This window comes from Phycisphaerales bacterium (assembly GCA_020852515.1).
In the GTDB taxonomy this organism is placed as follows: domain Bacteria; phylum Planctomycetota; class Phycisphaerae; order Phycisphaerales; family UBA5793; genus UBA5793.
Map to the genome: position 1 here is coordinate 150225 of JADZAS010000014.1, position 23678 is coordinate 173902.

Sequence of the window (23678 nt, forward strand, 5' to 3'; positions counted from 1 at the left end):
CGCCGCCTACGCCGCGCGCAGGGCCGGCCAACGGCGAGATTTACGGGCGATTCTGTCCCTGGCGGCTGCGCAGTTCACGAAGCCGCCGCACCGCCCGCTCGGCGAACGCCGATCGCGGGTACTGGATCGTAATGCGCCGGAACGACGCCATGGCCGCATTCCGCTCGCCCAGCTGGTCGTAGCAGTGCCCGGTCCAGAAGAGCACCGCCGGGGCGTGTTCGCTGTGCATCCAGCCTTCGACCGTCTGGGCCTGCGTGAGCACTTCAAGGGCTTCAGGAATCTCCCCCGAGCGCAGGTGGTCGAGCGACTCTTTCACCAGCGCATCCAGCTGGGCGTCGCGCTGGGGCTCGGGTTCGATCTGAATCACGCGCGAAACGGGTTCGCCGGGCGCTGCGCCTGGTGTCGCACCGGGGTTCGATTCGGCGGCCAGTCCCGTCACCGGCGGGCGCCTTGAGTAATCGGCAAGTGTCGTGTTGCACCCGCCGGCAACAAGCAGCAGCAGCACGCCGATGGATGCCGTGGCCGCCGCTCCCGCCCACGCCGTGGGGCCGCCTCGCGCCGAATCAGTTCCAGTACTCGTCACTGAGCCGCTCCAGACGCCTCGGAAGATCCTGCATGGCAATGGACCGCTTCACGCGCTCCAGTTCATCCTGATCGACGCTGCCGTTGGTCCACTCCAGCATCGACCACGCCCGGTTCACGAGGTCAACGGAATCGGGGGACTGCAGATCATTGCGCGCCACCGCCAGCCGTTCGAGCACATCATCACTGCTGAGCGCCTGCTGGACGAGGCGCACGTCGCTGAACGATTCATCGCCGGCCTGCTCCAGTACCGTCAGCAGAATCGACGCCTGGTGGAGCACCTCGCCCGTGCCCGCGTTCCCGGCCGGTTCGCTCGCGATTGCCAGCGTTTCCTCCGGCTGCTCGGCCGCGATGGGCGCCGGCTCGGGTTCCTCCACCGCACGAGACGGGAGATTCGCCGCCAGCGCCTGAAGCCAGCCGGACGCCTCCATCTCTGCTTCGACTCCCGCGAGGGCCGCCTGGCTGAACGACGGCGTCTCGGGGCGCTGCCGAGCCGATTCGGCCGGCTCACTCTCCGCCGCCGGCGCCGTCGCCAACGCTTCGCCGCCGGGATGCGCTTCGACAGTTCCGCCAACTTCCGGCGACTCGGGCGCCGCGGCAATCTCACCGACAGCCGGCACATCGCGCTGCTGACGGTCGAACAGCGTCGTGCTGGCCATCTCGCTGCCCACTGGCGGGACCCACTGCCGGGGCGAACTGGGTGCGGCGATCTCGTTCACCGCCACGCTCCCGCCGGGCTGTGTGGATCCACCCAGCCAGCCTTGCGACAGCGCCAATCCGAAACCGAGCATCACGACCGCGGCGATCGACCAGCCGCTCCACGCGGCAAAGAGCAACCGCCTGCGGCCTCGCGCGTGCGCTGCATCCTCGGCCTGGCCGAACACCTCCGTGCGAATCCGGCGATCGAGGTCAGATGGCCAAGCGGCATAGGACCCGACCGTCGCGCGGAGCAGGTCATCCGTCTCTTCCGCCTGCTGCAGCAGCGTCCGGCACGGCGCGCACTGCGACAGGTGCGCCTCGGCGAGATGCGAAGTCGTCGCATCGAGTTCGCCGTCGAGGAGCCCTGAAAGCACGGCCTGTACGTCCTGACATTCGTAGCGCTGCATGGTCATCACCTCGGTCGTCTTCACCCCTGCTTGCGTCGAAGCGGGAAGATCAGCGGCTCCGCTTCCGCGTGGTTCAGTTCCGCCTCCATCTCATCGCGCAGCGCCGCTCGCGCGCGATTGAGCCGGCTCATGACCGTGCCAATGGGCACTTCCAGGGCCGTGGCGATCTCGTCGTAACTCATCTCCTCGTACACCTTCATCACCAGAATCGCCCGCTTGTCATCGGGCAGGCGCCCCAGCGCCCGCTGCATCCGCGCCATGTTGTCGGCCAGGTCCACGGCCTTGTCGGGCCGCTGCTCGTGCCGCAGGTTGCGGTCGTCGCTGAACTCGGGCAGCGGCTCGGTGTTGCGCCTGCGGCGGAGGTGGTTGATCGAGAGATTCACCACCACCCGCTTGAGCCAACTCGGCACGACCTGCTCAGGCCCATCCGGCGGCTTGTTCCACAGTTTGACGAACGCCTCCTGCACCACGTCCTCGGCCACCGCCGTATCGCGGCAGATTCCCCGGGCCAGGGCCAGCAGGCGAGGCCCAAGGTCCTTCATCAGCCTTCCGAGATCGTGTTCGGTCAGGGCAAGCGGCATGTCATCAATCAGACGCCTGGCGGGGCGTCGTATTCCAATCCGGGCAGGCGGGAAACCGGCTACGCCAGAAGGATATCGGTCCCTGCGCGGGGGAACTGGACGTCGAGCCAGACGGTATTCCGGCGGATCTTCACTGCCGCGTCGTGCAGGCAGGCGGGCAGCAGCAGAACATCTCCGCTGCCGAACTCCACGTCGATGCCCGCAGCGCTGCCGGTGATGACGCCCTCGCCTTCGAGCACCACCCAGACCGCCGGGCGGTCGTACGGAATCTCCTGGCCGTATTCCTCGACCATGCGCACCTTCTCGATGGTGAACGCATCGCACGAGCACAGCTTGCTCATCGTCGTGAACACGCCGGCCACGTGGGTGCGTCGCTCGGCTCGCGCGAAGTCGCGGGCCTCAAAATCGATGCACGCCATCGCCTGATCGATGTGCATTTCCCGGTCGGTGCGACCCCAGTCGTAGAGGCGATAGGTGGTGTCGCCGGGCGTTTGAATTTCCACGCCCATGATCCCGGCGCCGTACGCGTGGCAGGTGCCGCCGGGCAGGAACAGACACTGCCCCTGCTTCACCGGCGTCTGGATCAGATCTTCGACGACCCGGTCGCTTTCGATGTCTTTGCGGAACTGCTGCGGCGTGATGCCCGGCTTGATTCCCCGGTACACCACCGCACCCGGCTCGGCGTGGAGGATGTAGATCGCCTCGGTCTTGCTGCGGATTCCCCGATCCGGGTCCGCATGGGCCGCATCCGGGTGAACCTGCACGGAGAGGTTCTGCTGCGCATCCAGATACTTGACGAGCAGCGGAAAGCCGCCCTCTCCCGTGGGCCGCACGTCGCCAAGCACGGCTCGCGGGTCGGCCGCAAGCACGTCGTGGAGCGTCCGGCCGGCGAGCGGGCCGTTGCTGACTACGCTCGAGCAGCCCGGCAGATCGACCAGCTCCCACGACTCGCCGATCGGCTCGCCGGATGGGGGCAGGTCGCGGCCGAGGCTCGCGATGCGGCGGCCTCCCCACGGCTTGGGGACGAAGACGGGTTTGAAACGAAGCGGATAGAGTTGCATGGAAGCTGATAATGGAGCAAAAACCTCGGATTTGACGTGCACGAACTGCCGGAATCAGGTATGCTATCGAAGAGACGGCATAGGTCCCGGCGGTCGGGCGCGGAACGGAGTCAGCATATGTCACCGAACATCAAGTCGCGTCGTCGCATTTTCTCAATGGCCCGTCTCGGCGTGGCGTCAATCTGCATCGCCGCATCGCTGGCCTCGGTCGCGGTTGGGCAGGTCGTCGTGGATGGCCGGGATCAGGGCGTCACCATCCAGGCCCGCCCGGTTCAGCGGACCTACAGCCAAGTGTATTCGCAGCCGAATCGGGCGCGGCTGATCACGAGACAGGGCGTCGTAAGCAGCGCTTCCACCCTCGCGCCGGTTCAGACGGCCGCGTACATCCAGCCCGGCTACGTGCGGACGGAAGTGATCAGCGGCGGCCAGCCGAGCGGTGAAGTCGATCTGCGGCTCGATCCCTATGCCCATCGCCGGCACCTGAACTACTCGTACTACGAGAACATGTACTACGCCCGGCGCTACCGGTCGGGCTACGGGTACGGCGCGTGGTACGGCTACGAGTACTACCCCGGCTTCTACTACTACTGGCGGCCGTCGTTTTCGAATTACGCCTTCTGCTATCGCCCCTCGTATTCGTGCGGCTCGCGCTACTACGGTGGGTATGGGGGTGGGCATTACGGCGGGTACCGCGGCTCGCATTCGTACTACGGCGGCTCGTACATCCGCTTCAACTCATCGTGTGGCTTGTCCGTTCGCCTGCGCTTCTGAACCGGTTCGAAGGAGAGACTCATGGAGCATGGTTCTCCGGCAAGGCCTGCGTCGCGTCCCGTCGGCGCCGGCCCCGAACGTGGCTTTACCCTCATCGAACTGCTCGTGGTCATCTCCATCATCGCCCTGCTCATCTCCCTGCTCCTGCCGGCGCTCTCGGCCGCGCGCGAAGCGGCGCGGAACGCTAAGTGCAAGAGCAATATGAGGCAGATTCTGCTCGCTCAGCACTTTTACGCGCAGGATGATCCAAAGAACATCCTGCCCGGCACTGCGACACATCCCCGCGGACTCGACTGGTGCGGCAAGAACAACCCGCCGCGACAGGGCTACGTCTTTCCGCACAACCTGCCGCCCTACAACGGCTTGTTGTGGAAGTACGTGCAGGAGGTCGAGTTGATCTTCGAATGCCCAACCGAAAAGCGCCTGGCGAATCAGCTGTTCAGTTACACAATGCCGCACAACATGGGCGGCGCGAAGCTGGAACTCCAGTGGCCTTTTTTCTATCGCGAGCGCCCTGAAGAAGGAAACAACTCGCCACTCAACCAGATCCCGCCGCCATCGCTCGTGGAGGAAGATGAATACTGGTGGAATCAGGACATCGACGACGGCGCGTGGGCGAACGAAGACCAGATTACCGATCGCCATACAGGCGTCGGCAACATCGGCTTCATCGACGGCTCGGTGTGGGGTATCCGCGCTGCGGAAGCGGGTCGGTGGGACTGGCGCGAGCCGGGCGATCTCGATGCGTGGGACTTCCTCTTCGCCGTCAAGGGCCGCAAGTACAACATGGGCAACTGGACCACACCGTTCGGCTGGGTGAACAACCCGCGCTGACTACGCCACTGCAGCGCACACCTGCTTGGCCGCGTCGGTGAGATCACCTGCGGTGCACATCGTCGGGATTTCCTTGCGCGCCGCGTCGAGGATCTGACGCGCCTCGATGACGTTGCTGCCTTCGAGACGCACGACCAGCGGCACGCTGAAGCCCACTTCCTTGGCGGCGTTGACGATCGCCCGCGCGATGCGGTCGCACTGCATGATGCCGCCGAAGATGTTCACGAGCACGCCCTGCACCTTGTTGTCGGCGAGGATGATGCGGAACGCCTCGGTCACCGCCTCTTCGGTGGCGCTGCCGCCGACGTCGAGGAAGTTGGCCGGCTCGCCGCCGTGCAGTTTGATGATGTCCATCGTCGCCATCGCCAGACCCGCGCCGTTCACGAGGCACCCGATGTTGCCATCGAGGCTGATGAACGACAGGCCGAACTTGGACGCCCGCAGTTCCGCCGGATCTTCCTCCGTCGGGTCAAAGAGTTCGTTGATGTCGCTGTGGCGAAAGAGCGCGTTGTCATCAAAGTTGAACTTCGCGTCGATGGCCATGACCACGCCGTCGGGCTGCGACTCCGTCGGCGGCGTGACGATGAGCGGATTGATCTCCGCCAGCGAACAGTCCTTCGAAACGAACAGCTTCGCGAGGTTGAGCATGATCTTCACGGCCTGGCCGACCTGCCCGCCCGTGAAGCCCAGGCGGAACGCCACCTCGCGCGCCTGGTGCGCCTGCAGGCCCACCAGCGGATGCAGCGGCATCTTGATAATCGCCTGCGGCCGCTCGGCGGCGATCTTCTCGATCTCCACGCCGCCCTCGGCCGACGCGATGAGCGTGTTGGTGTTGCGCGAGCGATCGGTGGTGATGGCGAGGTAGAACTCTCGGGCGATATCGACGCCGGCCGCGATGAGCAGCTTCTTGACTTCGAGCCCTTCCGCGCCCGTCTGCGGGCTGATCATGCGGTGGCTGAGCATGTACTTGGCGGCGTCCTCGGCTTCCTGCGCCGAGCGCACGAGCTTGACAAAGCCCGCCTTGCCGCGCCCGCCGGCGTGCACCTGCGCCTTGACCACGGCCAGTTGGGTGCCCGCATCGCGGCAGACCTGCTTATAGATTTCAGCCGCGCGCGTCGCATCGGTGCAGACGACGCCAGGCGGAACGGGGATGCCTGCGTCAGCGAGGAGTTGGCGGGCCTGGTACTCGTGAACTTTCATGGGCAGGCGCCCTTTCACCCTGAGAAGTGAGCATGAACCGCGATGCGCATCGCGGAAGCGGAAAGTGTAGCCCCCGACCTGCAAACGTCATCAGCGGCCGAGCACTTCCGGAGAATCACCTGCATCCGCCTCGTCGTCTTCCTCCGAAGTCTCGTCGGTGAAGCGCATCGCGTGCACCAGCCGCCTCAGGCCGCCGCCCTGCGTGAGCCAGGCGAGGCGCAGCCGCTCGCCCTTGGAGCCCAGCCACGGCGCCCGGCCGGCGGCGCGGTCAGTGCGGAGCAGCGCGGCTTCCAGGTCCGCGAGGTTGACTTCCGTCCGCCCCTGCGCCCCCGCGTGCAGCCGCGCCAGCCAGCCGGTCGCCGCGACCATCATCCAGATTGCCTGAAGTCCCTCGATGATCGGCCAGTCGTAGTACCCCGGCCCCCACGCCCGGCCGGTGATGATGCGCGAGCGCAGGTAGCGCAGCCAGATGGCGTCGACGGCGCTGACGTGCGCATCATCCGTCGCCGGGCCGGCTCGATCGGCCATGTCGAACGTGAGCCCCTCAGGCCAGCCGCGCGCGAACGGCGGCACGGCGCCACTGCCGCGGCCGAACGTGTGATGCCGCCAGAATTGTCCGATCGCCAGCCCACCGATGCCGCGCCGATGGGCCGCGCCGATCTTCACATCTTCGACGTGCGCGAAGACGATCTGCCGCAACACCTTCATCTGCCTCTTCGTCGGTGGCTGAGGCGGTGCGGCTTCGATCTCCTCTTCAAACGAATCGCCCAGCAGATCGAGCAGGTCGCGCAGCCGGCTGCCGCGTACATTTTCGAGTTTGGCCTGCGCGAGCATCTCCGTGAGCCACGCAGCGCCGTCGAGGCGCGTGCTCATCGGCAGATCGACCCGGCCCAGCACCCGCTCGAACGTGCGGACGACCTGCTCCTCTTCTTCGCCGCTCGCTTCGAGACTGGCGTTGAGTTGCACTGGTCGCACCCGGCCCTGCGCAATCTCTGGCATGAGCCGCACCATCCGCCGCACGTCGTCGGCGTGCGAGGCAATCTCGGCCCCGCGATTGTGAATCATCGAAGGGCACGCGAAACTCAGTCCGATGCGCAGCCCCTTCTCACCCGGCGAGAGCATGAACGGAAACATCTGGCACGCCAGAGGCTTGGCCTCCAGGCCGAACTCCGCGTGGATGCGGCAGCGGCCGTCCGATTCGAGGAAGATGCACGAGCCATCTTCGCGCTGGCGCAGCCACTGCCGCCCGCGAAACTCGACGATGGGCGACTGGCCCAGACGCTCCGTCCAGTTCTGCGCTTCGAGTCTGGCAAGATCGTCAGGCCGCAACTGAACGGTGAAGTCGCGGCAGCAGCCGGCGCAACCGTGGCACGAATACCGCTGCTCGCTCGTGCGCGGCATGAGGATGGGAAGCGAACGCATGGTCATTCAAATTTCAAGCCGGCCGCCAGGCAACGCAAACACCCCCGAGTATACGACCCGGGGGTGTTTCGATGTTCGATCGGTCGCGCCGCGTGGCGGATCAGCCTTCGATGCGCGTCATGGAGGACTTCACGTGCTGGTGCTGGTCGGTGCGGACGGTTTCGCCCTCGAAGATGCCTTCCTGCACGATGAGCCAGCGAAACTCGAGTTCACCGCTGCGCTCGACGAGTTCGTTGTTCACGGGATCCCAGCGGTAGCGGAAGTCGCCGCGAAGCATGTCGAACTTGGTTTCGAGCACCTTGAGCATCCCCTCGATCTGCACGTCGGGCGGCTGGAACTCGAGGTCCATGACCATCTTCATGCCCAGCACGATTTCTTCGGGCGTCTGGTCGAGCAGCTGGTAGTCACTGGTGAACGTCCAGGTGCCGAGGCCCTCGACGGGCGTCTTCTGGACGTCCTGCCAGGGCTGCGTGACGTTGCGCGAGTAGGTTTCGTTGCCGACGCGCCAGGTGCTCTCGAAGAGTTCGGCCAGGCCGTTTGAGTTGAACTCGCCGACGCGGCCCTTGAGCGCCACGATTTCATCCATCGCGGCGCAGGCGTCTTCGGTGCCCGTCACGCTCGCCGGATCGACGTTGCCGTGCGCATCGGCGTGGAACTTGACGGTCGAATTCGCCAGCTGGCGCAGCGCGTCGATGATCTTGGCGTCGGTGTCGGGGTCCTGCGCTTCCTGCGTGGAGTCGAAGACGTAACTCCCGCCGAAGTACGCCTCACCGGAGGTGAAGATGCGGTCGTAGGTCATCGTCAGGTCCGCCGAGCCGTCTTCGTTGACGTCATTGACCGTGAAGCGCATGACCGAGTTGACGAAGTTGGAGTCGATCATGTCCAGGTCGTTCTGCGTTTGGACGCTCATGTTCTCAGCGCGGAACTCGTAGACGACGACGCGGTCCTTCTTGAACTTGGGGCCGAAGTAGACGTCGCTGGAGGCGGCAGAGTCTCCGGCGGCGGTGGCGGCGGGCGGCGCCGGGTGGTCCTGACCGCAGGCGACGGTGGCCAGGCCGGCCGTGAGGATCAGCCCGCAGGTCCAGCCGCGCCGAAACGCCTTGCGGCGCGATGAATGATCGATGGAAAGAAGGGACATCTCAGCCTCCTGGAATGTGGTCGTGTGCTCTGTGCGGGCCGGCCGCTGTGCCGTCCGGAAATGTTCCGCCTTATGGGTGGCAATCATAGCGCCGGCCCCCGGCCGGACATGCTCATTCAGCCTGTCACCATCGGACAATTCGCCCCCTGGCGACAGCGCCGGCCGCCGCCACGGCCATCCCTCTCCATGGGACGCCCCAGATAACCGCTCCCGGCATCAAAGAAGCGCCCGGGGGCGCTTTCATTCCGTGCCCCTGCTTAGAAGGCCGGAATCTCGCCCACCGCCCGAGCGTCCGCCGGCCGGCCGAACATGCTCGGCACCGCCTCCTCGACCACGATTCGTTTGTGCGAACGCGGGAGCACGAAGATGCCGTACGGCGTCACATCCACCAGCCGCGCATCGGCGCCGTTGCGAACCGAGACTTCGAAATCCAGCCGCTCATAGCGCAGCAGCAGGTGATCGTCGAACTCGTCGATCCGAACGATGCGACTGCCGTTGCATTGCGTCATCTCGCCCCCGAAGACCGCAACTACCATGCACGAATCGAAGTCGATCTCGGGGATGACTAGCACGTTCGTCGCGTTCCGCTCGCCATTGCGGCCGACGTGGCGCTTCCACAGCGCTGCCCACTGCTCGCGGCTCACCGCCCGCTCGATCGCCGGCTGGCGCACCTGGCTGAACGCGCCGGACCAGGTGACGAAGGGCGTCATCGGCCGCGACTGGCGCCCGGCCGGTCGCGGCCCAGCGGCGGCAAGCAGCGATCCCGCGATGACTGCTGACAGCAGGGCGCGAATCGTCAGTGTTCGGCGTGTAAGCATGACAACCTCCCGCGCTGCGGCGCTGCGGGCAGATGTCGCGAGCGCCTGCCGTCATGGCACTGCGCGGGCGAATCACCAATGAAAAGGGCCCGCGACCGATGTCGCAGGCCCTGAAGTCTGGATTGTCAGGGGCAGCTCTTATGCACTGGCCATCTTTGCGGCCTTGGCGCGGGCGTCTTCGAGCGTGCCGACGTACATGAAAGCGCCTTCCGGCAGGTCGTCGCCCTCGCCCTTGCACAGCGCTTCGAACGAGTCAAGCGTCTCGGTGAGTTTCGAGTCGATGCCCGGCTGGCCGGTGAACACCTCGGCCACGTGGAACGGCTGCGAGAGGAAGCGCTCGATCTTGCGCGCGCGGCTGACGGTCAGTTTGTCCTCTTCACTCAGTTCATCCACGCCGAGAATCGCGATGATGTCCTTGAGGTCGCGGTAGCGCTGCAGGATGCCCTGCACAGTTTTGGCGATGTTGTAATGCCGCTCGCCGACGATGCCCGGATCGAGGATGCGGCTCGTCGAAGCCAGCGGGTCGATCGCGGGGTAGATGCCCTTTTCCGCAATCGAACGCTCGAGCACGACGAACGCGTCAAGGTGGCTGAAGGTCGTCGCCGGGGCCGGGTCGGTCAGGTCGTCGGCCGGCACGTAGATCGCCTGCACCGAGGTGATGGCGCCGCGGCTGGTGGAAGTGATGCGCTCCTGCAGCTCGCCCATCTCCGTGCCGAGCGTGGGCTGGTAACCCACGGCCGAAGGCATGCGGCCCAGCAGCGCGGAAACTTCCGATCCGGCCTGGGTGAAACGGAAGATGTTGTCCACAAAGAGCAGGGTTTCCTTGCCGGACTCATCGCGGAACTGTTCGCACATCGTCAGCGCCGAGAGAGCAACGCGGAGACGCGCGCCCGGCGGCTCGTTCATCTGGCCGAACACCATGGCGACCTTGTCGAGCACGCGCGCCTGCTTGCCGTCGGCGTCGGTGTAGACGGCTTCGCCCATTTCGCGCCACAGGTCGTTGCCTTCGCGGGTGCGCTCGCCCACGCCGGCGAACACGCTGTAGCCGCCGAAGTTCTTGGCGACGCGGGCGATCATTTCCTGGATGATGACGGTCTTGCCCACGCCCGCCCCGCCGAACAGGCCGATCTTGCCGCCGCGCACGAACGGGCACAAGAGATCAACGACCTTGATGCCCGTCTCGAGCATCTCCGTCTTGGCGGAGAGTTCGCTGAACTCAGGCGGCATCTGGTGGATCGGCCGGGTTTCCTTGGCGTGCACCGGGCCCTTCTTATCCACGGGTTCGCCCAGCAGGTTAAACACGCGGCCGAGCACCGCCTCGCCCACGGGCACGCGAACCGATGAGCCGGTGTCCAGGCATTCCATCCCACGGCTCATGCCGTCGGTCGATCCGAGCGCGACGGCGCGGACGCGGCCGCCGCCGAGGTGTTGCTGCACTTCGCCGGTGATCTTGATCTCGACGCCGCGATTCTTGGCGTTGACCTTTACGGCGTTGTAGATGTCGGGGATGTCGGTCTCGGGAAACTGCGCATCAAAGGTGGAGCCGATGACCTGGATCACTTCGCCCTTGCTAGCCATGCTGGGAGGGTCCTTCTGCTGGTTCATGCCGGGGCCGGTCTGGCTGCCGCGGCGAATTCGTGACATATTTCACAATCTAGCCCGATGAGAGCCCAACAGTAGGAACGCCCCGGCGCGCTGGCAACGCAAGCCATGAGCCGCGCGGGGCGCCGACAGCGGGAGTTTTTTGTCCACCCCCGGCGGCTTTTGCGAGTGTACAGGTGAACCCGGGCCTCGTGGCCAGCCTCAAGCGGGCGCCGCCCGACCGCGGCGTCCGCCTCCCAAGCCCCGGTTTGCGGGCCGCTTCACCGGCGGCCCCGGGCTCGTGCTCCCGAAAGAGAGCCGCGCCCGTTTGCTTCGACTCTCTCCTTCTTCCTGTTCGCCGTCCCCTACTGCCCAGGGTCGGGGACGGCGAACTTGATCTGGTTCCGCTCGAGCCCGATTCCCATGGCGTTGTAGAGATTGGCCACGGCGATCTGGTAGTTGACCACGGCCCGGATCTCCTCGAGTTCCGCCGCCGCGAGCAGCTCCTGCCGCTGTAATTTGAGATTCAGGAATTCCGGCGTCCGCGCCTGCGTGAACTCTTCCTTCACTTCGATCGTGCGCAGATTCTCGGCGGCGGCAAGCCGCGCATCGCGCGTCGGGCCGAGCAGATCGAAGTTGAGATTCACGTCGTGCAGCGCCGTCTTTACATCCAGCGTCACGTTCTGCACGGCCTGTCGGTAGCCCAGCACCGACTGAACGCGCATCAGGCGCGCCGAGCGGTAGTTCGCCTGCGCCTCGCGGTTGCCGATGGGGTGCTCGAATCGCAGCTGCAGGATGTAATCGATGAAGTCCTGCTCGCCGAGCCGGTTGTAACTGTCCTCGAAGGAGTTGTCCAGGCCGTTCCAGCGGACCGTGGTAGAGAGATCGAGCGCCGGCAGGCGGAGGTTCTCGGCAAGCATCTGCCGGATCGACGCATCGTCGATGGCCAGCAGCGCCTGGCGCAGTTCCGGCCGGTTCTGCAGCGCCGTCGAGATGATGTCGGCGTAGTTGAAGGTGATGCCTTCCGAGACCGCCACGTCCACGGGTTCGATGAGCATTTCGCCGCCCACCGGCAGGCCCGGCGCGTTCATCAGTTGCTTGAGCCGATCTGAAGCGCGGAGCACCTCATCGCGCGAACGGCGAAGATCCACCTGCCGATTCTGCACGCGCGCGATGGCGTCGGAGATCTGGGCCTGCTCCGTGTCGTACTCGCCGCGCCGAACGAGGATGTCCTTGGTCGCGACGCCGCGGTTCAGCAGGCGCTGGCGCACGAGCAATGACTGCCGCGCCGCCACGAGATTCCAGTATGCGGCTTCGGTGTCGCTGACCGTCTGCAGCAGCGTCGAGCGGTACTCTTCGATCGCCCGGCGGTGTGCGTTGCGATTCAGGCGAATCTCCGAGAGATTCTCTTCCGAGCCGAACCCCCGAAGCAGCGGCTGCTCGAGCACCAGTTCGACCGTCGAGGCATACGCGGGGTCGGGGGCGGTCTCGCGGCCGGGCGACTCGTCTTCTGTGCGCGTGATTGACGTTGACAGGCTGACGCTTCCGCCGGTGATGAGATTCTTGCGGATTCCCGTGGCCAGCTGGCGCTCGTCGCGCTGCAGGATGCCCAGCCCGATGGGCGTGCCGCGGATCAGCGCCGTCGGCGAGGGCTCGTCGAGCTTGGTCAAGATGAGCGAGGAGAAGAACACCGCGTCGAAGCGCGCCTCGGCCCGCGTGATGTCCGATTCGCGGACCGCCGGCGTGATCGCGCCGATCTGCACCGACAGGTTGTTCTCCACCGCCGAAAGAATCGCCTCGCGCAGGCTCACGGGCACCGTTCGGGTCTCTTCGCCCTGCAGATTCGCGCCGAATTCGATGACCGGCATCGCCGTGTTCGCGACGGGTCCGGCCATGCGCTCCAGTTCGCCGATGCGGCTCTGGGGAATGAACTCGCCTTCGAGGCCGCTTGGTTCGGGCGTCAGCGTCAAGTCGCGCGGGAGGCGCTCCCCGACCTGGTCATGCACGGCCGACTGCAGAGACCGGCGCAGTTCGGCTTCCGAGGTGGTCTTGAGCGGGCTCTTGCAGCCTTGCAGCGAGGCGCTGGCCGCCGCGATGCCCGCAACAAAGACCGCAAAGGGGAAAACGGAACGAGTGGGCATGGCAGTCACGCTAGGTCGAGAATGGTGCATGGGCTGGCGTCATCCTGTCCATCGGGTTCAGGCTTTCCGCGGCCGCGGCGCCGGCACACGGCCGCGGCCGGAGCGTTCGTCGGCCGAGGAGTCCTCTGACACTGCAAGGTGAGGAAGCCGGCGATCGCGTCTACGATGTCATGATGAACGACACCCAGTTTCCGGGAGGCCTCATCATGGGTCGATGGCGTACTGTAGGTCAGCGGTGGAGCACGGTCGTGGCGGTCGCCTTGGCGATCCTTGCCGTAATCGGCCCGGTTCAGCACTCGGCGCTTGCGCAGAACCCGCCCGGGTCCGACGCGTGGCACGCGGTGGTCGATACCGATCGCGTCAACATCCACAGCGGCCGCGCGGAGCAGTTCGAGAAGATCGGCACGCTCAAGAAGGGCGACGTGGTGCTCGTCAAGAGCATCAACACGTTCGGCTGGGCGGCCGTCGCGCCCCCGCCGGGCCTGACCGGTTTCGTCGCGCGCCAGGATGTGGCCGACGGCGAGAAGGCCGGCACCGTCCGCGCGCTCGGCCGCGTGCCCGTGCTCTATCCGATCAGCGAGGATCCGGCCCAGTGTTTCCGCAAGTCGCGCATCGAGCCGGACACGATCCTCCACGTGCTGGGCGAAGTGCCCACGGCTGAGAGCGGCGTGTTTCTCAAAGTCGACATGCCCGAGCAGGTGGATGTCTACGTGCTTGCTCAATTCCTTCGCAAAGCGACGGACGAGGAGATCGCCGCGTGGAAGAAGAAGCTGAAGGAAGACGCGGCCAAGGCGGAGCCGGACGCGCCGGCGCCCACCACGCCACAAGGCGAACCCGACGAGCAGCCGCAGGCGCAGCCCGAGGCGGCCCCGGTCGAGCAGCCGTCGCAACCGGAACAGGCGCAACCGGAACCGGTTCAGCCGGAGCCCCAGCCCGAGATCGAGCAGCCCGCGCCTGAGCCAGTCGTTGAAGCCGCGCCAGCCGAAGAACAGCAAGCGACTCAACAGCCCGTGGAGCAACCGGCCGCGCCTGAAGAAGAAGAAAAAGAAAAAGAGATCGAAGCAACACTGCCGAATCTGGAGCAGTTGTACGCCGAAATGACCAAGGTGGCGATTCTCGACGCAGAGATCGAGCCGCTGCTGCGTTCGTACGAAGCCTTCGCCGCGAAGACTGAGAAGAAAGGCGAGAAGCGCGTCGCCGAGATCCGGATCGATCTGCTCAAGATTCGCCTCGACCAGCAGAACGCGATGCGCAAACTCAAGAACGCGGCTCGCGCTGCATCCGAACCCGTCGTCGTTAAACGAGTCGAGATCTGGCGCGACGAGGCCGGCCGGCCCGTCTTCACCGCTCAGGGCCGTCTCGCCTCTTCAAACGTGTTCGACGGTCGGCGCCTGCCGCTGCTTTACCGGATCCAGGATGAACTCACGGGACGCACCATCGCCTATCTCAGCGTCAAGCCCGAAAACCGCCTCGACGTCGAGCGCCGCCTGAATCTCAACGTCGGCGTGATCGGCGATGCGGTCCAAGACCCCGGCCTGCGCATCGACGTCATCGAGGTCAAGCGCATCGTCGATCTGGATGAAGGCGAGTAACCGCTACTGACCCGGCTGCATCATGCGATCGAGCGCCTCGAGCCGCTTCGCGTGCTGTTCGCGATCGGGTTCGAGCAGCGTGAGCGCGACGAGATGCCGCCGGGCGTCGTCGAGATCGCGCGCCTGAATCGCGATCGCGGCGGCCTGCTCGCGCAGCCGCGCGTCGTACGGAGCGATGTGCACGGCGTTGTCGATCCGGTCCAGCGCCACGTCGAAGCGCGACTGCTGCTGATAGAGGCGCGCCAGTTCGACGGCGTAGGTGTCATCGTACTTCTGCAGCCGGTTGATCGACTCGAGATACGGGATCGCCTTTTCAGGCTGGTTCGATTCGAGGTGAATGGCCGCGAGCATCTGCTGGGGCAGCGGATCGACCGGTCGCGCCGCGGCGTAGCGGTCCAGCACCGGGATCATGTCCGGCCCCAGCGCCCGGCTTCCACGCCATCGCGTGATGCGCATGCGCAGCAGATCGGGATGATCCGGATACAGTTCGAGCCACCGATCGAGCATGCCATCCGAGACCGTGGGCCGCGGCAGCCGCGGATCCGGCACCGATGCCATCGCCCGGCGGACCATATCCACCGGATCCATCGCCTCCTTTGACGCGGCGCGGATCGCGCGGGCGATCAGGCTGCCGTACTCGCGCTGGGATTCCCTTCGCTGCTCCGCATACTCCGGGTCGTCTGCGAGGTGTTTGCGGATGATGTCTTCGAGTGACGGCTCGGGCGCCATGCCCCACTGCTGCACCTGCGCGCCGGCCCAGCTTAGAAATTCCTCGTAGAACTGCATCCGCCCGACGCCCAGCGCGCTGGGAATGGCGATGTCTTCGCGAAAGCCTTGCGCATACTGATCGAGCAGTTCGAGAAAAGCCGCGTGCCCGAAGCGCTCGATCATGAACTCCACCATCCAGTGGCCCTGCGCGTAGGCGAGAGAGCGATCGTTCGGCCGCTTTGGTCGGACGAAAGCCCAGTTGATCTCGTCGAGAGTGAACAGGTCATCGTCAAGCGATGCTCTGGCAAGCATCTGGCAGGTGCCGAAGTCGCGTGGGGCGTCCTCCAGCCACACCGCCGCGGCCTCAGTGAGCCAGTGCGGAATACGGTTCTTCGTCTGGCTCAGCGTTACCGTGTGCACGTACTCGTGGCGCAGCACGCGCAACCAGTTGTAGGTGCCGAAGTGATCCGGCCCCTCGCGCGGCGCTTCCATGGCGATCACCGGACCCGTGCACGCCGCGATCGTGTGAATCTGCGGCAATCCCGAGATGCGCACCGCAAAGCGGCTGTGGTTGGGCATCAGTTCGATGCGCGTGGGCCGATCCGGCGCGTGGTGCAGCGCGGTGGTGATCTCGTGGTGCATCGCCTCGAGAGGTTCGAGCATCTCGATCGCCAGCGCGCGGTCGGGCGACTGCGGATCGAAGCGGATCTCAAAGTGTTCCGATGCGATGGTCTCGTACTGCTGCAGGCTCTCGATGAGGTGCAGGCTGAACGCCGCGCGCACGTTGAAAGGATCGAGTGCACACGCCTGGCGCAGCGTGCTCAGAGCGCCCTCATCGTTGCCGGACTGAAGATACATCAGTCCGAGTTCGACCTGCGGCGCCGGCCAGTTGGGCTGCCGCTCGATCGCCCCGCCGAGGATTTCGGCGGCAAAGTCGTACTGCCGGTTGCTCGAGAGGTACAGCCCCGCTGTGTACCACGCCCAGGGGTTGCGGCCCGAGATTTCCTCGAAGTCGCGCAGCGCCAGGTGCAGCCCGTCCTCGTCGTAGCGGATCGCTTCCACCGCCGCACGCAGAGCCAGCGCATCGCGATGGCGCGGCATTTCCCGCAGCAGCAGGTTTACGCGCTGCTCGGCCGAGTCGGCCATGCCCTGCACGAGATCGAGCCGCGTGAGCAGCAGCCGCGCGCCAATGTGATCGGGCGCGAGCCGATCGAGTTCCTGCACGACCGAATCGGCCCCGGCGAAGTTGTAGCTGTCCAGATTGAGTTGGCCGATGATCGCCCATGCCTCGGCGCAGCGCGGATTGAGCGTGAGCACTTCCGTCGCCGCCGCCGCGGCTTCCTTCGGGTTGTTCTTGTCGGCGAGCAGTTCCGCTTCGACCAGCTTGGCGGGCCAGTAGAGTCGATCGATCGTCTGGTGCACGCGGCTGGTGATGGTGAGGATCGCGCTGTATTGCGACGCCGGCTCGCCGCGCAGCCGCGCCCGCAACGCCAGGCAGCGCGCGGCCTCGGTCAGATCGACCGCCGACGCGAGTTCGCCCGCCTCGAGCGCCGCCACGACCGGATCGATCGCCGCATCAGCCGCCTGGAACTGCCCGTTCCAGTCCAGCGCCTCGGCCCGCAGCCGGCACGCCGTGGGCGATTGTTCGTCATCGAGCAGCGCCAGCGCTGTGTCGGTTTCACCGATCGCCAGCAGCCGTTCAGCCTGCAACAACACGGGCGCGTCGGAACCGTCAAAGACGGCGTTGAGCCAGTCACCGGCGATGCATGCGGCCAGCGCACGCCGCGCGGGCGTGTCGAGATCGGCGTCGCTCCACACGCCGTGGAACAGTCGCTTGTCGCGGCGCTCTTCTTCACTGAGATACGGCGCTTCGACGGCGCGCCGCGCGGCCGCGGCAAGTTCGATCGTCGCCGCAGCGGCCTCGTCTGGGTCGATTTGAATCTGCGCGCCCGCCGGCAGCGGCAGCGCCGCCACATGCACCGCCGCGGCGATGAACAGCCTGGCGCCGAGCCTGCTGACGCTTCCAATCGATCGACTGCTTTGTATCACTGATCACCTCGCACCCACTACATCGACCCGCCCGCGCCGGCCGCTTGACCTCGGTTTCCAATGATACGAGCCATCAGAGCGGCGCACCCCGCCGCGGCGCCGCGCACGCCGCTCAAACAAACGACGCAGTGGGTCCGTCCCACTGCGTCGCCGGAAAAACGTGTTGAGCGGACGCTGGATTCAGCCGGCCGCCGCCTCGGGTGCGGCCGCGCTGCCTTCCGCAGGCGCCTGGGCCTCTTCGCCCTCGCCCTCGCCCTCTGCCGCTTGCTCTTCTTCGGAGCGGCCGAGGTTCAGTTCGCGGTCCGCCACGACCCACAACTTGATCTCCGTGCGCAGGTCCTTGTCGAGCTGCACGGGGATGTCGTAGGAATCGATGCGCTTGATCGCGGCGCCGATGCGGATGTGCCGGTCGCTGACGCGATTGAACCCCGCGTCGCGCAGCGCCGTGGAGATGTCGTGCTGCGTGACCGAGCCGTAGAGCCAGCCCTGGTCGTTGCACGAGCGCTCGAGGGTGACTTCGAAGCCTTCGAGCTTCTCGACGAGCGCTTCGAGTTCCTTGCGCAGGGCGGCGAGTTCTCGCTCCACCTCGGCGCGGCGGGCGGCGAGCGCCTTCTTGGCGCCTTCCGTGGGGGTCACGGCATAGCCGAGCGGGACGAGGTAGTTCCGCGCATATCCGGGCTTGACGTCAACGACGTCGCCGACGATGCCGAGGTTTTCGATGTTCTCCGTCAGGAGCAATTCAACGGTTCTGGCCATGATGCTGTCCTTCCATCATCTGATGGGTTTGGAAGTTAGCAGCCCGGCACGCGCCGGACCGCAACGGGAAATGTGAATCAGAACGGGATGTCTTCCTCGTCGATGGGTTGATGCGGCCCGTCGGCAGGCGCGCCGCCCGAGCGCGCCGGCCGGGGAGCGCCCGGCCCGCGGCTCTCGCCGCCGCCACCGCCGCCTTCTCCGCCGCCGCGCGAATCGACGAACTGGAACGACTCGACGACGACCTTGTGCCGGGAGCGCTTCTGCCCCTGCTGGTCTTCCCACTGGTCGAGTTTGAGCCGGCCCTCAATGAAGATCGGCCGACCCTTGGTGAAGTATTGATTGATGAGTTCAGCCGTGCGGCCCCAGGCTTCGCAGTCCACGAAGGTCGTCTCTTCCTTCTTCTCGCCGCTGCCCGAGGTGTAGTAGCGATTGACCGCCAGGCCGATCTGCGCCACCGGCTGATTGCTGGCCGTGTAGCGCAGTTCCGGATCGCGGGTCAGGTTGCCCATGAGCAGGACTTTGTTGTAGGACGCCATGATGCTCCACCTTTCGTCGCTTCGACGATCGTACGCTCGGGCCGCCTCACTCACTCCGCGGACGCGGGAGCCGAGTCATCGCCCGCCGCAGCGCCCACCGGCTCGCGCTCTTCGCGCGATGAACCTTCCGAGCGGAGGCTCGACTCGGCGCTGAGGTTGTCGCGCCCGTCGGTGGCCTGCATCTCTTCGATCGTCAGGTGATCGGCGCGGATGATGAGGAAGCGCGAGATCATTTCCGAAAGGTTGCAGTCGCGCTCGATGTTGGCCATGCGCGTCCCGCGGGCGCGAAAGTAGGCCAGCAGGAACAGGCCGCGCTTGTTCTTGTCGATCGGCGTGGCGAGGTTCTTCTCGCCCCACTTGCTCAGAGCGATCAGCTCCGCCTCGGAGCGGTTGATGATCTCTTCGATGTGCTTGACCGCCCCGGCCATGTCGCTCGTCTGCGACTGGGGGAAGACAAACATCGCTTCGTACTCGTACACGTTGTGGTCAGTCATGATCAGATCCTTTTCCCGCCGGCTTACCGGCAGAGGGGTTGCGGCCGCGGCGCGGCCGGTGTGTTCAGTCCTCTTGTTCCTGCGAATCATCCTTGCGCGCTTTGCGCGTGTTGAAACGGTTCATCGCCGTGTCGATGCCCTCGTTGGCCCAGCACCACGCGGCGTCGGCGATCACGCCCAGCCGCTCTTCGATCACCGGCGCCTGCTCGGGCGTGAAGCGCCCCAGCACGTAGTCGTGTCGGGCGATGCGCCCCGGAGGATCGATGCCCACCCGCAGGCGCGGAAAGGCCTCGGTCCCCAGCCGGCGCGTGATGTCCGCCAGCCCATTGTGCCCGCCGTCCGATCCGCTCTTGCGCAGGCGAATGTCGCCTAGCGGCAGCGCGACGTCGTCGGTGATGACGAGCAGGTCCGCCGGATCCATCTTGTAGAACCGCACGATTTCGGCCACGGTGGCTCCCGAGAGGTTCATGTATGTCATGGGCTTGACGAGAAGGCACTTGTCCGCGCCGGCGCGGGTCTCGGTAACGGCGGCCTGGAACTGGCTGCGCAGCGGCGCCCCCGGGGCGAGCCGCTGAGCCAGGCGGTCGATCGCCATGAACCCCACGTTGTGACGCGTGTTCTGGTAGGCGGGACCGGGATTGCCCAGACCGACGATCACCTTCATTCCTTCTCCGCTTCCGCGCCTTCCCCCTCGGCTTCCTTCTTCTCGCCGATGATTTCGGGTTCGGCGCCTTCGACCTCTGCCGGGGCTTCGGCTTCTTCGGCCACGACGGAGACCATGGCGATGACTTCGTCCGCGTCCTCATCGAGTGCGAGACCCGCGGGCAACTGGATCTGCCCGGCCGTCAGGAAGTCGCCGGCCTCGAGCGCCGACACATCCACCACGATCGCTTCCGAGGGCACGTCGGCGGCAAGGCACTTGATGCCGACGCTGTCCTTGACGAGCCGGAGGATCGCGCCCTCGGTCTTGAGGCCGACGGGCTTGCCGCTCAACTTGATCGAAACGTGGATGCTGACTTCCTCGGTGAGGTCGATGCGCGTCATGTCCACGTGGATGACGTTGTTGCCGAGAAAGTCAAACTGCAGTTCGTTGACGAGGCAGGTCTCGGCGCCGCCGCCCTCGAGGGCCACGTTGAAGACGCGCTGGCCGTGCGTCAGGTGCGTGATGAGTTCCTTCTCGTTGACGCTGACGGCGAGCGGATCCTGCTGGTGGCCATAGATCACCGCCGGAAGTTCGCCGCCGGCGCGAAGTCGGCGGGCATAGCGGCTTCCGAGGCGATCACGCTTTCTGGCCCGAACTGTTGGTGTGTTTCCCATTTCTTTCCCGATCTCAACCCTGGGGGTGAAATAAGACCATCGCCCGCGCTCGGGCGATTATCGTTTGCTCCCGACGCGGTTTCGGAACAGCGCCGAAACCGAAACGTTGTGATGAATGCGGCGGATCGCCTCGCCAAACAGCGGCGCGACCGAAAGTTCGACCAGTTTGTCCGCGATCGGGCCACAGCGCCCGGTGAGCGGAATGGAGTCCGTGAGGATGATGCGCTCGATGGGCGCCTCGGCGAGCCGCTCGAGCGCCAGGCCCACGAGCACGCCGTGCGTGGCGGCGACGATGACGCGCCTGGCGCCTCGATCCATGACCACCCGCGCTGCTTCCGTCACGGTGCCCGCGGTGCTGATCATGTCGTCGATCATGAGCACCGTGCGGTCGCGCACCTCGCCGACCATGTTGACGGCTTCGACCTGCTTGCCTGAGCGCCGGCGCTTGTCGATGATCGCCAGATCGCCGCCGAGCACGTTGGCAAACATGTTGGCGACCTTCACGTTGCCCACGTCGGGCGAAACGAGCACGATCTCGCCGAGTTCCTCGCGCACCGACTGGAGGTATTCCACAATCACCGGTGCGGCCATGAGGTGATCGAGCGGAATGTCGAAAAAGCCCTGGATCTGAGCCGCGTGCAGATCGAGCGCCAGCACGCGATTGGCGCCGGCAGTCGTGATGAGATTGGCCACGAGCTTAGCGGTGATGGGCGTGCGGCCCTCGTCCTTGCGATCCTGCCGGGCGTAGCCGAAATACGGCATGACCGCGGTGATGCGCCGGGCCGAGGCCCGCCGCAGGCAGTCCATGAAGATGAGCAGTTCGATGAGGTTGTCGTTGACGGGCTGGCACGTCGGAAGCACGACAAAGCAGTCGCGCCCGCGCACGTCCTCGTCGATCTTGACGATGATCTCGCCATCCGGAAACAGCTCCGTCGTGCTCTGGCCCGGCGGGATTTCGAGGTGGGCGCAGATCTTCTCGCCGAACTGGCGGCTGCCCCGTCCGGCGAAGATTCGCAGCATGCTCGTGTCGGAATTGTTCAAGGCGCCACTCCCTCGGCCAGTCGTTTCGCGAGGATGGAAGAAACGTGTTCGAGCTGCTCGGCGGTGTTGATGCTGTGCACTTCGTCGGCGCTGACGGCGTCGATCACCTCGACGCGCTTCCCATCGCCGCGCAGGATACCGCACACGTCTGTGAGGTAGTACTCGCCGCTGGCGTTGGCGTTGGTCAGGCGGCGCAGCGACGCGAGGAGTTGCCGCGCATCGAAGCAGTAGTAACTCGGATTGATTTCGTTGATGCGCTTCTGCGCGGCCGTCGCGTCCTTGTCTTCGACGATGCGATCGAACCGGCCGGCCGCGTCGCGGACGATGCGGCCGTATCCCGCCGGGTCGGCAATCCGCGCTGTCGCCAGCGTCGCCGCGGCGCCTGCGCGCCGGTGGGCCGCGACGAGTTGCCGCAGCGTCTGGGCCCGAATGAGCGGGCCATCGCCGGCCAGCACGAGCAGGTCGCCGTCGTAGCCGCTCAGGGCCGGCTGCGTCTGCATGACTGCGTGGCCGGTGCCCAGCGGCTCGCCCTGCTCCACGAACTCGACATCATTCTGGCCGGCAAACGCGTCGCGGACCCGGTCGCCCTGGTAACCGATGACAAGGAGAATGCGACCGCAACCCGCGGCGCGGCACGCCTCCACCACCCACTGCACCATCGGCCGCTCGCACACGGGGTGGAGCACCTTGACGAGATCGGACTTCATGCGCTTGGAGCGCCCGGCGGCGAGAATCACCGCGGCCAGGGCGCGCTCGCCCTGGGCGGAAGTGGAGTTCGAGTTGATCGAGGCGCTGGCCATGAACGAATCTGATAGGGCGTGCGCCGCCGGCACTGCAAAAGCTGGCCCGCCTGGACTCGAACCAGGAATAACAGTACCAAAAACTGCTGTGTTGCCAATTACACCACGGGCCAGTGGTGTGCGATCAGGCGATCGCGAGCAGGCAAGGCGGCGTCCGCGTGTGCTCCTGAATGTGGCTCGTAGCCGAGACGAGTCGTGAAACTGCGTAATCGCGGCCTACCGAGCGTGCCGACGTGGAGCGCCAGCGCGGGACGGTCAGATCCGCGGCCAAGTCCCCTGCAGACTGGAGCACCGACCGGCCGCGCCGCGATACCCCATGGATGGGCCAAGCCACAAGCCAGCCCCATCCGGTCCCTGGTTGGAGACCGGCAAGTGTAGACGCGGGTGCAATTGGGTCAATCCAAGCACCCGCCGCTCACCCGCCGCGCGGCAGGAAGGCGTAGTTCAGATACGCCTTGTCGATCCCCGACCGCACCCGCTCGTACTCGCTCATGGGAGTCAGTTTCCGCCCGTGGAGCATGAAAGCGTCGTAGCCGAGTCCATCCAGCAGGGCGAACAGCGACCCCTCGCGCACGTGCCGGTCGTGCACCTCGATGAGCAGCGTCGGGCGGTCTCGCTCAAGCAGAGCCCGGCCGCCCTCAAACACCGCCGCCTCGTGCCCTTCGACATCGCACTTGATGAACCCGACCGGCGGGCCGTCCCACGCGCCAAACACGTCATCGAGCGTCTTCACCGGCACTTCAAACGATTCGAGCGAATCGCCTGCCGCCTTGCCGGTCCGGTCGAGCCGCGCGCCGCCGGTGTGGTGCGGATCGCGGACCAGCCGCATCGAGCCCGGAGCCGAAGACACGCCGCAGCGCTCGATGGTGAGCCGGTCGAGGTGAAAGGAGATTCGCGCCTGGTGCAGACACTGCTGCAGCTCCGGCTGCGGCTCGAAGGCGACGACCCGCCCTGCGGGCCCGACGGCGCGGTGCATCCAGTAGGAGTAGAGCCCGCGATGCGCTCCGATGTCCACCGCCGTCTTCCCCCTGAGATGGCAGCCGCGCATGAACGCCAGTTCAGCGCGCTCGGAGCGAAGCCGATAGCGCCAGGCGCGGTGCAGGAAGTGGAGATGGTCGAGAAGTGAGAGTCGCTCAGCCACGGCGGTACC

At 65.9% G+C, this 23678-nt stretch carries 22 protein-coding genes and 1 tRNA gene; 3 read left to right on the forward strand and 20 right to left on the reverse strand.

The genetic code is table 11. The annotated features are described in order from the left end of the window. Positions 1–40 precede the first annotated feature (40 nt). The 4 genes from IT430_09575 to IT430_09590 are packed head-to-tail and all read right to left on the reverse strand — an operon-like array spanning position 41 to position 3330. A complete protein-coding gene (locus IT430_09575) occupies positions 41–583 on the reverse strand; it encodes a hypothetical protein (protein ID MCC6908177.1) in 543 nt (180 codons plus the stop codon). After that, the gene (locus IT430_09580) at positions 564–1712 is read right to left on the reverse strand and encodes a zf-HC2 domain-containing protein (protein ID MCC6908178.1); all 1149 of its coding nucleotides are present in this window, start codon (positions 1710–1712) and stop codon (positions 564–566) included. Before IT430_09580 ends, IT430_09575 begins: the two co-directional genes overlap by 20 nt. After that, positions 1709–2269, reverse strand: coding sequence for a sigma-70 family RNA polymerase sigma factor (locus IT430_09585; GenBank protein ID MCC6908179.1), 561 nt, complete (start codon positions 2267–2269; stop codon positions 1709–1711). Before IT430_09585 ends, IT430_09580 begins: the two co-directional genes overlap by 4 nt. 59 nt (positions 2270–2328) lie before the next feature. Continuing rightward, complete coding sequence (locus IT430_09590) at positions 2329–3330, reverse strand: class I mannose-6-phosphate isomerase (GenBank protein ID MCC6908180.1); 1002 nt, start codon at positions 3328–3330, stop codon at positions 2329–2331. Positions 3331–3447: 117 nt separating this feature from the next. Between IT430_09590 and IT430_09595 the strand changes: the two genes are divergently transcribed. Together IT430_09595 and IT430_09600 are read left to right on the forward strand one after the other, a co-directional pair. Further along, positions 3448–4101, forward strand: a complete 654-nt coding sequence (locus tag IT430_09595; protein MCC6908181.1) for a hypothetical protein — start codon at positions 3448–3450, stop codon at positions 4099–4101. A 21-nt stretch (positions 4102–4122) separates the two neighbouring features. Beyond that, a complete protein-coding gene (locus tag IT430_09600) occupies positions 4123–4935 on the forward strand; it encodes a DUF1559 domain-containing protein (GenBank protein ID MCC6908182.1) in 813 nt (270 codons plus the stop codon). Here IT430_09600 and sucC read toward each other — a convergent pair whose 3' ends face one another. The 6 genes from sucC to IT430_09630 all read right to left on the reverse strand — a co-directional run bounded on the left by sucC (position 4936) and on the right by IT430_09630 (position 13235). After that, a complete protein-coding gene (sucC, locus tag IT430_09605; protein ID MCC6908183.1) occupies positions 4936–6135 on the reverse strand; it encodes an ADP-forming succinate--CoA ligase subunit beta in 1200 nt (399 codons plus the stop codon). It abuts the gene before it with no gap. 90 nt (positions 6136–6225) lie between these two features. Beyond that, the gene (locus tag IT430_09610; GenBank protein MCC6908184.1) at positions 6226–7563 is read right to left on the reverse strand and encodes a YkgJ family cysteine cluster protein; all 1338 of its coding nucleotides are present in this window, start codon (positions 7561–7563) and stop codon (positions 6226–6228) included. A 94-nt stretch (positions 7564–7657) separates the two neighbouring features. Further along, positions 7658–8695, reverse strand: coding sequence for a hypothetical protein (locus IT430_09615; protein ID MCC6908185.1), 1038 nt, complete (start codon positions 8693–8695; stop codon positions 7658–7660). 257 nt (positions 8696–8952) lie between these two features. Continuing rightward, entirely contained in the window at positions 8953–9513 is a 561-nt protein-coding gene (locus IT430_09620) for a hypothetical protein (protein ID MCC6908186.1), read from the reverse strand. 138 nt (positions 9514–9651) lie between these two features. Then, positions 9652–11091, reverse strand: coding sequence for a F0F1 ATP synthase subunit beta (atpD, locus tag IT430_09625; GenBank protein ID MCC6908187.1), 1440 nt, complete (start codon positions 11089–11091; stop codon positions 9652–9654). Between the two features lie 368 nt (positions 11092–11459). After that, entirely contained in the window at positions 11460–13235 is a 1776-nt protein-coding gene (locus IT430_09630) for a TolC family protein (protein ID MCC6908188.1), read from the reverse strand. Between the two features lie 206 nt (positions 13236–13441). On the opposite strand from IT430_09630, the gene IT430_09635 reads away from it, so the two are divergent. Next, complete coding sequence (locus IT430_09635) at positions 13442–14827, forward strand: hypothetical protein (GenBank protein MCC6908189.1); 1386 nt, start codon at positions 13442–13444, stop codon at positions 14825–14827. Positions 14828–14830: 3 nt separating this feature from the next. On the opposite strand, the gene IT430_09640 is transcribed toward IT430_09635, so the two are convergent. The 10 genes from IT430_09640 to IT430_09685 all read right to left on the reverse strand — a co-directional run bounded on the left by IT430_09640 (position 14831) and on the right by IT430_09685 (position 23669). Beyond that, positions 14831–17584 carry a hypothetical protein gene (locus tag IT430_09640; GenBank protein ID MCC6908190.1) on the reverse strand — a complete coding sequence of 918 codons (2754 nt, stop codon included), beginning with the start codon at positions 17582–17584 and terminating at the stop codon, positions 14831–14833. A 180-nt stretch (positions 17585–17764) separates the two neighbouring features. Further along, entirely contained in the window at positions 17765–18340 is a 576-nt protein-coding gene (gene rplI, locus IT430_09645; GenBank protein ID MCC6908191.1) for a 50S ribosomal protein L9, read from the reverse strand. Positions 18341–18417: 77 nt separating this feature from the next. Then, positions 18418–18876, reverse strand: coding sequence for a single-stranded DNA-binding protein (locus IT430_09650; GenBank protein ID MCC6908192.1), 459 nt, complete (start codon positions 18874–18876; stop codon positions 18418–18420). 50 nt (positions 18877–18926) lie between these two features. After that, on the reverse strand, positions 18927–19370 hold the full coding sequence (gene rpsF / locus IT430_09655; protein MCC6908193.1) for a 30S ribosomal protein S6: 444 nt from the start codon (positions 19368–19370) through the stop codon (positions 18927–18929). 64 nt (positions 19371–19434) lie between these two features. After that, positions 19435–20034 (reverse strand): aminoacyl-tRNA hydrolase, encoded by a 600-nt coding sequence (locus tag IT430_09660; GenBank protein ID MCC6908194.1) that lies wholly within the window; start codon positions 20032–20034, stop codon positions 19435–19437. Next, positions 20031–20687, reverse strand: coding sequence for a 50S ribosomal protein L25 (locus IT430_09665; GenBank protein MCC6908195.1), 657 nt, complete (start codon positions 20685–20687; stop codon positions 20031–20033). Before IT430_09665 ends, IT430_09660 begins: the two co-directional genes overlap by 4 nt. A 57-nt stretch (positions 20688–20744) precedes the next feature. Next, positions 20745–21707 carry a ribose-phosphate pyrophosphokinase gene (locus IT430_09670; GenBank protein ID MCC6908196.1) on the reverse strand — a complete coding sequence of 321 codons (963 nt, stop codon included), beginning with the start codon at positions 21705–21707 and terminating at the stop codon, positions 20745–20747. A 17-nt stretch (positions 21708–21724) separates the two neighbouring features. Next, on the reverse strand, positions 21725–22528 hold the full coding sequence (locus IT430_09675; GenBank protein MCC6908197.1) for an NTP transferase domain-containing protein: 804 nt from the start codon (positions 22526–22528) through the stop codon (positions 21725–21727). Positions 22529–22569: 41 nt separating this feature from the next. Next, positions 22570–22641: transfer RNA gene (locus tag IT430_09680), tRNA-Gln, on the reverse strand. Between the two features lie 302 nt (positions 22642–22943). Beyond that, complete coding sequence (locus IT430_09685; GenBank protein ID MCC6908198.1) at positions 22944–23669, reverse strand: FkbM family methyltransferase; 726 nt, start codon at positions 23667–23669, stop codon at positions 22944–22946. Positions 23670–23678: the final 9 nt, after the last annotated feature.

Excerpts from the sequence above, each read along its gene's own strand:
- IT430_09585 (MCC6908179.1), bottom strand. The coding sequence starts at position 2,269 with ATGCCGCTTGCCCTGACCGAACACGATCTCGGAAGGCTGATGAAGGAC.
- IT430_09590 (MCC6908180.1), bottom strand. The coding sequence starts at position 3,330 with ATGCAACTCTATCCGCTTCGTTTCAAACCCGTCTTCGTCCCCAAGCCG.
- IT430_09595 (MCC6908181.1), top strand. The coding sequence starts at position 3,448 with ATGTCACCGAACATCAAGTCGCGTCGTCGCATTTTCTCAATGGCCCGT.
- IT430_09600 (MCC6908182.1), top strand. The coding sequence starts at position 4,123 with ATGGAGCATGGTTCTCCGGCAAGGCCTGCGTCGCGTCCCGTCGGCGCC.
- sucC (MCC6908183.1), bottom strand. The coding sequence starts at position 6,135 with ATGAAAGTTCACGAGTACCAGGCCCGCCAACTCCTCGCTGACGCAGGC.
- IT430_09610 (MCC6908184.1), bottom strand. The coding sequence starts at position 7,563 with ATGACCATGCGTTCGCTTCCCATCCTCATGCCGCGCACGAGCGAGCAG.
- IT430_09615 (MCC6908185.1), bottom strand. The coding sequence starts at position 8,695 with ATGTCCCTTCTTTCCATCGATCATTCATCGCGCCGCAAGGCGTTTCGG.
- IT430_09620 (MCC6908186.1), bottom strand. The coding sequence starts at position 9,513 with ATGCTTACACGCCGAACACTGACGATTCGCGCCCTGCTGTCAGCAGTC.
- atpD (MCC6908187.1), bottom strand. The coding sequence starts at position 11,091 with ATGGCTAGCAAGGGCGAAGTGATCCAGGTCATCGGCTCCACCTTTGAT.
- IT430_09630 (MCC6908188.1), bottom strand. The coding sequence starts at position 13,235 with ATGCCCACTCGTTCCGTTTTCCCCTTTGCGGTCTTTGTTGCGGGCATC.
- IT430_09635 (MCC6908189.1), top strand. The coding sequence starts at position 13,442 with ATGGGTCGATGGCGTACTGTAGGTCAGCGGTGGAGCACGGTCGTGGCG.
- rplI (MCC6908191.1), bottom strand. The coding sequence starts at position 18,340 with ATGGCCAGAACCGTTGAATTGCTCCTGACGGAGAACATCGAAAACCTC.
- IT430_09650 (MCC6908192.1), bottom strand. The coding sequence starts at position 18,876 with ATGGCGTCCTACAACAAAGTCCTGCTCATGGGCAACCTGACCCGCGAT.
- rpsF (MCC6908193.1), bottom strand. The coding sequence starts at position 19,370 with ATGACTGACCACAACGTGTACGAGTACGAAGCGATGTTTGTCTTCCCC.
- IT430_09660 (MCC6908194.1), bottom strand. The coding sequence starts at position 20,034 with ATGAAGGTGATCGTCGGTCTGGGCAATCCCGGTCCCGCCTACCAGAAC.
- IT430_09665 (MCC6908195.1), bottom strand. The coding sequence starts at position 20,687 with ATGGGAAACACACCAACAGTTCGGGCCAGAAAGCGTGATCGCCTCGGA.
- IT430_09670 (MCC6908196.1), bottom strand. The coding sequence starts at position 21,707 with ATGCTGCGAATCTTCGCCGGACGGGGCAGCCGCCAGTTCGGCGAGAAG.
- IT430_09675 (MCC6908197.1), bottom strand. The coding sequence starts at position 22,528 with ATGGCCAGCGCCTCGATCAACTCGAACTCCACTTCCGCCCAGGGCGAG.